This is a genomic window from Xanthobacter autotrophicus, assembly GCF_029991245.1.
Lineage (GTDB): Bacteria > Pseudomonadota > Alphaproteobacteria > Rhizobiales > Xanthobacteraceae > Xanthobacter > Xanthobacter autotrophicus_C.
The window spans coordinates 1-8,541 of sequence record NZ_JAIVFO010000172.1 but is presented as its reverse complement, the minus strand read 5'-3'; the positions used below and the strand labels follow the sequence as shown (position 1 = coordinate 8,541).

10 protein-coding genes are annotated in these 8,541 nt (G+C 68.7%); 8 read left to right on the top strand and 2 right to left on the bottom strand.

Features of this window, described 5'->3' with window-relative positions; translation table 11 throughout:
- Positions 1-149: 149 nt before the first annotated feature.
- The 4 genes from K9U41_RS20285 (at position 150) to folK (ending at position 2,794) form a co-directional block, all read left to right on the top strand.
- Complete coding sequence (locus K9U41_RS20285) at positions 150-467, top strand: hypothetical protein (protein WP_282642662.1); 318 nt, start codon at positions 150-152, stop codon at positions 465-467.
- A gap of 199 nt (positions 468-666) precedes the next feature.
- The gene (gene msrA / locus K9U41_RS20280) at positions 667-1,323 is read left to right on the top strand and encodes a peptide-methionine (S)-S-oxide reductase MsrA (RefSeq protein ID WP_282642661.1); all 657 of its coding nucleotides are present in this window, start codon (positions 667-669) and stop codon (positions 1,321-1,323) included.
- Positions 1,324-1,469: 146 nt separating this feature from the next.
- The gene (folP, locus tag K9U41_RS20275) at positions 1,470-2,306 is read left to right on the top strand and encodes a dihydropteroate synthase (RefSeq protein WP_432715834.1); all 837 of its coding nucleotides are present in this window, start codon (positions 1,470-1,472) and stop codon (positions 2,304-2,306) included.
- Positions 2,303-2,794 carry a 2-amino-4-hydroxy-6-hydroxymethyldihydropteridine diphosphokinase gene (folK, locus tag K9U41_RS20270; RefSeq protein WP_282642660.1) on the top strand — a complete coding sequence of 164 codons (492 nt, stop codon included), beginning with the start codon at positions 2,303-2,305 and terminating at the stop codon, positions 2,792-2,794. Before folP ends, folK begins: the two co-directional genes overlap by 4 nt.
- A 57-nt stretch (positions 2,795-2,851) precedes the next feature.
- Here the strand turns inward: folK and K9U41_RS20265 are convergent, their stop codons facing one another.
- Positions 2,852-3,058, bottom strand: a complete 207-nt coding sequence (locus K9U41_RS20265; RefSeq protein ID WP_012114510.1) for a CsbD family protein — start codon at positions 3,056-3,058, stop codon at positions 2,852-2,854.
- A gap of 97 nt (positions 3,059-3,155) precedes the next feature.
- On the opposite strand from K9U41_RS20265, the gene meaB reads away from it, so the two are divergent.
- On the top strand, positions 3,156-4,142 hold the full coding sequence (gene meaB / locus K9U41_RS20260) for a methylmalonyl Co-A mutase-associated GTPase MeaB (protein WP_138401205.1): 987 nt from the start codon (positions 3,156-3,158) through the stop codon (positions 4,140-4,142).
- A 9-nt stretch (positions 4,143-4,151) separates the two neighbouring features.
- The gene (locus K9U41_RS20255) at positions 4,152-4,931 is read left to right on the top strand and encodes a peptidase C15 (RefSeq protein ID WP_282642659.1); all 780 of its coding nucleotides are present in this window, start codon (positions 4,152-4,154) and stop codon (positions 4,929-4,931) included.
- Between the two features lie 27 nt (positions 4,932-4,958).
- Here the strand turns inward: K9U41_RS20255 and K9U41_RS20250 are convergent, their stop codons facing one another.
- Entirely contained in the window at positions 4,959-6,221 is a 1,263-nt protein-coding gene (locus K9U41_RS20250) for a GGDEF domain-containing protein (protein WP_282642658.1), read from the bottom strand.
- 255 nt (positions 6,222-6,476) lie between these two features.
- On the opposite strand from K9U41_RS20250, the gene K9U41_RS20245 reads away from it, so the two are divergent.
- Both K9U41_RS20245 and K9U41_RS20240 read left to right on the top strand, forming a co-directional pair.
- Positions 6,477-7,400: a sulfite exporter TauE/SafE family protein gene (locus tag K9U41_RS20245; protein WP_282642657.1), complete on the top strand. Its 924-nt coding sequence runs from the start codon at positions 6,477-6,479 to the stop codon at positions 7,398-7,400.
- Between the two features lie 68 nt (positions 7,401-7,468).
- Complete coding sequence (locus tag K9U41_RS20240) at positions 7,469-8,242, top strand: TIGR02186 family protein (RefSeq protein ID WP_282642656.1); 774 nt, start codon at positions 7,469-7,471, stop codon at positions 8,240-8,242.
- Positions 8,243-8,541 lie beyond the last annotated feature (299 nt).

Below are 8,541 nucleotides of genomic sequence, written 5' to 3'. Positions count from 1 at the left end.
GGACAGGACACTGACGGCGGGTGTACGCGGAGAAAGTCTGCCCCCTCCCTGCCCCCCGCACCGAGGGGCGTGCAATTTCGCCCGATCCCGCCTAAATGGGAACGGCCGGGCGCGCAGCCCGCAGATGCAAGGGAGCCAGGCGCCCACCCATGATCCGCTTCCTGTTCCGCTTCATCGGATTCTGGCTCGTGGCCGGCGGCTTTGTCGCCCTCATCGTCGATGGCACGCGCTCCATCGCGTCCTCCGCGCTGGTGTTCACCTCCACCGGAGACGCCTGGTTCGCGCTGTCGCCGGGCACGCTGGAACAGGCGGAACGCTCCGGCCGCGCCGGCCTGCCGCTGGTCTGGAACACCGCCATCCTGCCACTGTTGTCCCTGCCGGCTTTCCTGCTGCTGGTGGTGGTGGGGCTCATCCTCCTCGCCCTCGGCCGGGTGCGCGAGCGCTCGCGCTTCGAGGTTTCGCGCTAGAGCGTTTTCGAGCGAAGTGGGTACCGGTTCGCGTGAAGAAAACGCGTTAACGCGGTCGGGCGAGGGGCACCCCCTCGCGGAAACGGCGGGGACGTCCCATATTGGGGATCCGGCCCGGCTTGCCGCCGGCGCTTCCCTTCTGCCCTTTCGCGCGCGACGGGTCCGATGCCCGGCGCGGCGCCCCCGCGAGGAGCCCGCCATGTTCTGGCTGAAGAAGTCCCTCGACCTGCCCACCAAGGCCGATGCCCTGCCCGGCCGCAGCACGCCGGTGCCCACCGCCGAGACCCATTTTGTCAACGGCCATGCCCTCAAGGGCCCCTACCCCGCCGGGTTCGAGACCGCCGTGTTCGCCCTCGGCTGCTTCTGGGGCGCCGAGCGCAAGTTCTGGCAAACCCCCGGCGTGTGGGCCACCGCCGTCGGCTATGTGGCCGGCATCACCGAGAACCCCACCTATGAGGAAGTGTGCTCCGGCCGCACCGGGCACACCGAGGCGGTGCTGGTGGTCTACGATCCCAAGGCCGTGACCTATGACGAGTTGGTGCGGCTGTTCTTCGAATCCCACGACCCCACCCAGGGCATGCGTCAGGGCAACGACGTGGGCACCCAGTACCGCTCCGGCATCTATGTGAGCGATGCCACCCAGCGGGTGGCGGCGGAAGCGGCCAAGGCCGCCTACGAGCCGGCGCTGAAGGCCAAGGGCTTCGGGCCGATCACCACCGAGATCGCGGAGCTGGGGCCGTTCTATTTCGCGGAAGGCTACCACCAGCAGTATCTGGCGAAGAACCCCGCCGGCTATTGCGGCCTCGGCGGCACCGGCGTCTCCTGCCCCATCGGCACCGGGGTGGCGGCGCAGTAGCTGCGCCGGCACGGCAGGTTCCACCTCTTCCCACAGGGCGCGGCGCCGGCTGCGCCCTGTCTTCGTTTCGGCCCCTGTTGCAAAGGCGGGCGCCGCGCGGTTCATTGGGATCCCCTCCCCGTGTTCGTGCCCAGGCTTGCCCCTCCTTGCCCGCTGCTCCCTCCCGCACCCTTCTTGCCCGTGGCCGCGCCCTCGCGCTCGGTCCGCGCACCCTCGTCATGGGCATCCTGAACGTGACGCCCGATTCCTTCTCCGACGGCGGCGCCAGCGCCGCGCCGGACAGCGCCCTCGCCAATGCCCGGCGGCTGTTGACCGAGGGTGCTGACCTGCTGGACGTGGGTGGCGAATCGACGCGGCCGGGCCACACCCCGGTGGAGGCCGAGGACGAATGGGCGCGCCTCGCCCCTGTGCTCGCGCCGCTGGCCGCCGAAACCGGCGTGCCCATTTCCGTGGACACCTACAAGGCCTTCGTCGCCCGGCGGGCGCTGGAGGCGGGGGCGGTGATCGTCAACGATGTGTGGGGGTTTTCCCGCGACCCGGACATGGCGAAAGTGGTGGCGGAGTACGACGCCGCGGCCGTCATCATGCACAACCGAACCGAAGTCGATGAATCCCTCGATATCGTCGCCGATATGCTGGACTTCTTCGAGAAAGCTCTCGATACGGCCGACAAGGCCGGCGTGAAGCGCGAGCGCCTGGTGCTCGACCCCGGCATCGGCTTCGGCAAGAGCTTCCCGCAGAACCTGTCCGCCATCCGCCGCCTCGGCGAACTGCGCGTGCTGGGCCTGCCGGTCCTGCTCGGCGCCTCGCGCAAGTCCTTGATCGGAAAGGTGATCGAGACCGTGCCGGCGGAACGCCTGCCGGGCACCATCGCCTCCAACGTCATCGCCATCATGGCCGGGGTGGAGATCATCAGGGTGCACGACGTGGCGGCCCATGTGCAGGCGGCGCGCGTCGCCGAGGCCATCCGGGACGCCTCGTGAGCAGCCGCACCGCCTATCTGTGCCTGGGCTCCAACGTGGGCGACCGGGCCGCCACCATGGGGCTGGCGCTGGGGGTGCTGGCGCGCGCCGGGCTGACCATCGGCGCCCACTCCTCGCTCTACGAGACGCCGCCCTGGGGGCCGATCCCGCAGGGGCCTTACCTCAACCAGGTGGTTGAAATCCAAAGCCCGGTGCCGCCCCGCAGCCTGCTGTTCCTGGCCCTTTCGGTGGAGCGGATGCTGGGGCGCGACCGGCCCCATGAGGTGCGCTTCGGACCGCGCCGCATCGACATCGACATCCTGTTGTTCGCAAACGAAAATATCGCCGATCCGGACCTGGAGATCCCGCATCCCCGCCTGCTGGAGCGCGCCTTCGCCCTGGTGCCGCTGACCGAGATCGCGCCCGATATCGTGGTTAGCGGCGTGCGCGCGGCAGATGCGCTGGCGGGTCTCGACCGCAGCGGCATCATGAAGGTTACAGCCGACTGAAAACACATAGAAAAGCCCCGCGCCGGGTGGCGCGGGGCGGGTCCGAAAGGTCCGCGATCACATGGTGCGGATGTTGGTGGACCAGGTGTCCACCTGGCGCTTCACCTCATCCTTGGCATAGCCGTAGCGCTCCTGCAGTTTGCCTTCGAGGATCTCGCGATTGCCGTTGATTTCGGTCATGTCGTCGTCAGTGAGCTTGCCCCACTGCGCCTTGAGATTGCCGGTCATCTGCTTCCAGTTGCCTTCAATGCGATCCCAGTTCATGCGTTCGTCCTCCGTTGGAGTGGAATTATGCTGGAAGAACGTTCACGCTGACACACAGGTTCCGGATTAAAACTTTTGCGGAACGGGGGAACCAAACATGACGGCACGGCACGAGGACGACGAGAAGCTTGCGCAGGGCGTCGCCAAAGGTGAGCGGGCGGCGCTGGCGCGGGCCATCACCCTCGTCGAATCGCGCCGCACCGATCATCGCCGGCGGGCGCAGGTGCTGCTGCAATCCCTGCTGCCGCGCACCGGCGGCGCCTTCCGGGTGGGCATCACCGGCGTGCCGGGGGTGGGCAAGTCCACCACCATCGACGCGCTCGGCACCTATCTGACCCAGCAGGGCCACAAGGTGGCGGTGCTGGCGGTGGACCCCTCCTCCACCCGCACCGGCGGCTCCATCCTGGGCGACAAGACCCGCATGTCCCGCCTCGCGGTGGATCCCAACGCCTTCATCCGCCCCTCCCCCTCCAGCGGCACACTCGGTGGCATCGCGGCAAAGACGCGGGAAACCATGCTGTTGTGCGAGGCCGCCGGCTTCGACGTGGTGCTGGTGGAGACGGTGGGCGTCGGCCAGTCCGAGACCGCCGTGGCCGATCTCACCGATACCTTCCTCGTGCTGATGCTGCCGGGGGCCGGCGACGAATTGCAGGGCATCAAGAAGGGCGTGCTGGAGCTGGCCGACATCGTGGCGGTGAACAAGGCGGATGGCGACAACATCACCCGCGCCCGCGCCGCGGCCGGCGAATATCGCACCGCGCTCCACCTGCTCGGCGCCCGCCTGCCCCACTGGTCGCCGCCGGTGCTGACCTATTCGGCGCTGACCGGGGCCGGCATCCCCGAGGTGTGGGAGCAGGTGCGGCTGCATCGGACCAAGTGCGAGGCGGCGGGCACCTTCGCCGCCACCCGCCGGGCGCAGCAGGTGCGCTGGATGTGGACCCTGCTCAACGAGCGCCTCGCCGAGCGGGTCACCCACGACCCCGCGGTGAAGGCCCGCCTGCCGGCACTGGAGCAGGAGGTGGCCGCCGGAACGCTGGCCCCGGCGCTGGCGGCGGCAGAGATCGCCGGCCTCATCGGGCTGTGAGGGCGCGTAGTGGCGCGCCCGCTCCGCATTCTGGTGACGGCGTTCGGGCCGTTCCCGGGCATGCCGGTGAACCCCGCGCAGCGCGCCGCCATGGACCTGCTGCGGGTGAGGCGACCGGCCCTCTCCGGCGTAGAGATCGCGCTGGAGATCCTGCCCACGCGCTGGGATGAACTGCCGCGCCTCGACGCGCTGATGACGAGGCGCCCGTTTGACGCCGTGCTGCTGCTGGGCGTCGCCGCCCGGCGCCGGCGCGTCTGTCTTGAAACCCGCGCGGTGAATGCGGCCCGCACGGTCCCGGACGCAGCGGGCAGGCATCCACCGGGGCGACGCCTCATGACCAACGAAGCGGAGGCCTTTTCCACCACCGCCCCGGCGCTGCCGTGGGTGGCGACCCTTCGGCGGGCCGGCATCGCGGCCTGCGCCTCCCGCGACGCCGGCCGCTATCTGTGCAACGCCGCCTATTTCCACGCGCTCGCGGCGGCCCATGGATGGCCGCGAGGAGCGGGCGCCGTGCCGCCCATTCTCTTCGTTCACCTGCCGGGACGCTCGGGTGTTCCGCGCGGCGCCTCCCGCGCCGGCCTTGCCCGCGCGCTCTGCGGCCAGCTGGTCGCGCTCGCTGCAGAAGCGCGGCGGCGGAATGCCAACGGTCCCGGCTCTGGACCGGAGGGGAAAGGGTGTGGCGCAAGAGCGTTTTCGAGCGAAGTGGACACCGCTTCGCGTGAAGAAAACGCGTCGATGCAAGAGTCTGGAGCGATTGCCGTGAGCCAGGGCGAGCGGAAAACGCTCTAGCCCCGCTTGACCGGGACCGACAAGCCGTCAGGCGCGCTGAATTTCGATCCGGTCGCGTCCGCGCTTCTTGGCCCGGTACAGGGCCTCATCGGCCTGCCGAATGGCCGAGGCGATATCCACCTCGCACGCCGACTTCACCGCGCAGATGCCCATGCTCACCGTGAGCCGGCTGAGATCGGAATGCACCTGGGCCCACGGCTCCATGCGCACCGACCGGCGGATGCCCTGGCCGATGGCAAGCGCCTCCTCCGCCGTGGCGTTGGGCAGGAGGATGGCGAATTCTTCTCCGCCGTGCCGGGCGGCGAGGTCGTCGGGGCGGGTCACCGCGCTGCGCACGGCGGCCGCGATGCGCCGCAGGCAATCGTCGCCGGCGGCATGGCCGAACCGGTCGTTGATGGCCTTGAAGTGGTCGAGGTCGATGATGATCACCGCCACCGGCGTGCCTGCCACGCCGCAGGCCCGCCAGGCGGCGGAGATCGCCTTTTCGAAGCCGCGCCGGTTGGCAAGGCCGGTGAGCACATCGGTGGCGGCGATGGCGGACAATTCCGCCAGGGCGCGTTCCAGCGCGGCCTGCTGGCGCTTCAGCTCGGTGATGTCGGAATGGGTGAAATAGCCGATGCCGGAGGCCGTGCGCCGGGCGATGACGCGGCGCCAGCGCCCCCCCGGCAGTTCCACCTCGAACGGCGCGCCGGCGAAATGCAGGCTGTCCTGCACGAAGCCGTCGGACCAGCGTTCCGGTTGATCGACCTTGGCCCAGGCATCCCGCACCACATTCTGGAGCGTGGCCCCGATGATCGAGTGCCCTTCGGGCACATCGTAAAGAATGCGGAACTCGTCATTGGTGGCGATGATGCGGTCGTTCTGGTCGAGCACCATGGCGCCATCGGCGATATGGTCGAGCAGGTCGATGGGAAAGACATCCCAGCTGCCGGGTGGCAGCTCCTGCTGCTCCTCGCGCAGGTGCTGCCAGATGCGCAGGCGCATGCCCTCCGGCGTCGGCAGGGAGGCGACGCGCAGGCGGCGGCCCAGATGGGTGAAGACGAAGGGACGCGACTGCGCCCGGTGGCGGGCAATGCCCTCCTCCACATAGCGATCGAGGTGCCGGCGCTCCTCGCCATCCAGTCGGCTGTCATAGAAACGGCGCAGGTTCTCCCGGTAGGGCTCGCCGCAATGCACGTGGCCCGCATGCTCGGGAAAAAAGCGCAGGAAGCTGTCGTTCCACACCTGTGTGCGATCGTCCGCATCGAACAGGCACAATGCGATGTCGATGGAATCGAGCAGACCGCCCATGAAAGCGTACGTTTTGAGATTTGGCACCCGACCCGCCCTGTTCGTCGCCTCACTGTCCCAGGACACGCCCGAACCGAAGGGCACACCCGAACCGAACCCGCGGTAAAGGCGCTCGCGCCAACGTACAAGGGTGGCATGCGCGTGCAACTCGCCGTTTGGCTTTACGTCCATTTGCCTGGCGGGGCCGCTTCAGCTTTCATCCATCAAACTCCAGCCGTATAGGCAGGGACGCCGCGCGCCAGCGAAAGTTCCGCCGTGACCATCTACCTGCCCATCGCCGAGCTTCCGATCGCCATCTTCACCGTCTTCGCAATGGGGCTGGCGGTGGGGTTCATCTCCGGCATGTTCGGCGTCGGCGGCGGCTTCCTGATGACGCCGCTCCTCATCTTCACCGGCGTGCCCCCGGCGGTGGCGGTGGCGAGCGTGTCGCCCTACATGGCGGCTTCCTCGTTCTCCGGCGCCCTGTCCTACTGGCGCAAGGGCATGATGGACCTGACCCTCGCCGGCGTGCTGCTGACCGGGGGCCTCGCCGGAACCGTGTCCGGCGTGCTCCTGTTCCTGTGGCTGCGGATGATCGGCCAGGTGGACCTGGCCATCCGCATTTCCTACACGCTGCTGCTCGGCGCCATCGGCTCGCTCATGCTGGTGGAAAGCCTGAAGGCCATGGCGCGGATGCGGCACGGCCTGCCGCCCACGGTGCGCCGCCCCGGCACCCGGGCCTGGTTCATGCGGCTGCCGCTGAAGATGCGCTTCCGCCGCTCGCGCATCTATGTCTCGGCGCTACCGGTGATCGGCATCGGCTTCATCATCGGGCTGCTCGGCGCGGTGCTCGGCGTGGGCGGCGGCTTCATCCTGGTTCCCGCGCTCATCTATCTGCTGCGGGTGCCGACCCAGACATCGGTGGGCACCTCGCTGGTGCTCACCCTCGTCACCATGGCGGCGGCGACCGTGCTCCACGCCGAGGCCAACGGCACCGTGGATGCCGTGCTCGCCTTCGTGCTGATGGTCGGCGGCACCATGGGCGCCCAGTTCGGCGCGCGCACCGGGCAGACCCTGAAGGCGGAGCACCTGCGCCTGCTCCTCGGCATCCTGGTCCTGTCGGTGGCGGTGCGCGTCGCCGTCGACCTCGTCAGCCGGCCGGCGGATACGTTTGCCGTCACCCAGGAGGCGCAGCCGTGAAGGGACGGATGGGCACAGCCGTGAGGGAAAAGGTGGGTGCAGCCGCGAGGGGACCGGCGGGCGCAGCCGTGAGGACCCTGCGGACAAGCTGGGCGCTCCTGACCCTCCTGATCGCGCTTGCCGCCCTGCCGGCGCAGGCGGGCGGGCTGGTGGTGTCCGTGTCGCAGCCCCAGGTTCGGATCACGTCGAGCTTCACCGGCGCGGAGCTGGTGGTCTTCGGCGTGGCCGAGGCCCAGAATGGCGATGACGGCCCCATCGACGTGGTGGTGACGGTGCGCGGCCCCGGCGAACGCTTCACCACCTGGCGCAAGTCCCGCGTGCTCGGCCTGTGGGTCAATTCGGACAGCCGCACCTTCGTGGAGGCGCCGGCCTTCCTCGCCGTGCTCTCCAGCCGCCCCACCGACCAGATGGCCAGCCCGGAAACCCTGCGCGTCGAGCAGATCGGCCTCAACTACAACATCCTCGTCCAGCGCGTTGGACCCGACTTCACCGATGTGGTGCCGAGCGACCCGTTCCGCACCGCCTTCCTGCGCATCCAGGCCGCCCAGGGCGTCTATCGCGAAGATCCCCGCGGCGTCGGCTTCCTCGCGCCACGCGTGTTCCGCGCGGAGGTCGGCATTCCGGGAACGGCGCCGCTGGGACGCTATAGCGTGGCGGTCAAGGTGTTCCGGAACGGATCCATTGCCGCTACGGAACTGACGAGCTTCGATGTGAACAAGACCGGTTTTGAGCAAAAGATCGCAGAATTTTCCCAGAGGGACGGCTGGTTGTACGGTCTCGTGGTTGCGCTGGGCAGTCTCGCGGTGGGCTTTATGGGTAACCTGCTGTTCCGCCGGGACTGAAGATCGCTCAGGAGCGCGGGAACACACCCGCCGCTACAACCATTCATTTAGCGAGATGTGCGGACGCGGTTACCGACAGCATGCTTTGTCGGCCACGGTCTCACTTTTTTCTTGAAACTGCTTTTTTCCGCGGTCACACAAGAGTGAGTGTCACATCACGAATAAGCTACCTCCAAGCCCGTGGGCAGGACCGGGCTGATCCGATGTGACTTCGCACCATCAAGCTTCGGGTGCCAAGCCCTGACCGGCGCCCGTAGGGGACGGGGTGGCGCTTCATGCGCCGCCCCGGAACCCCGCCC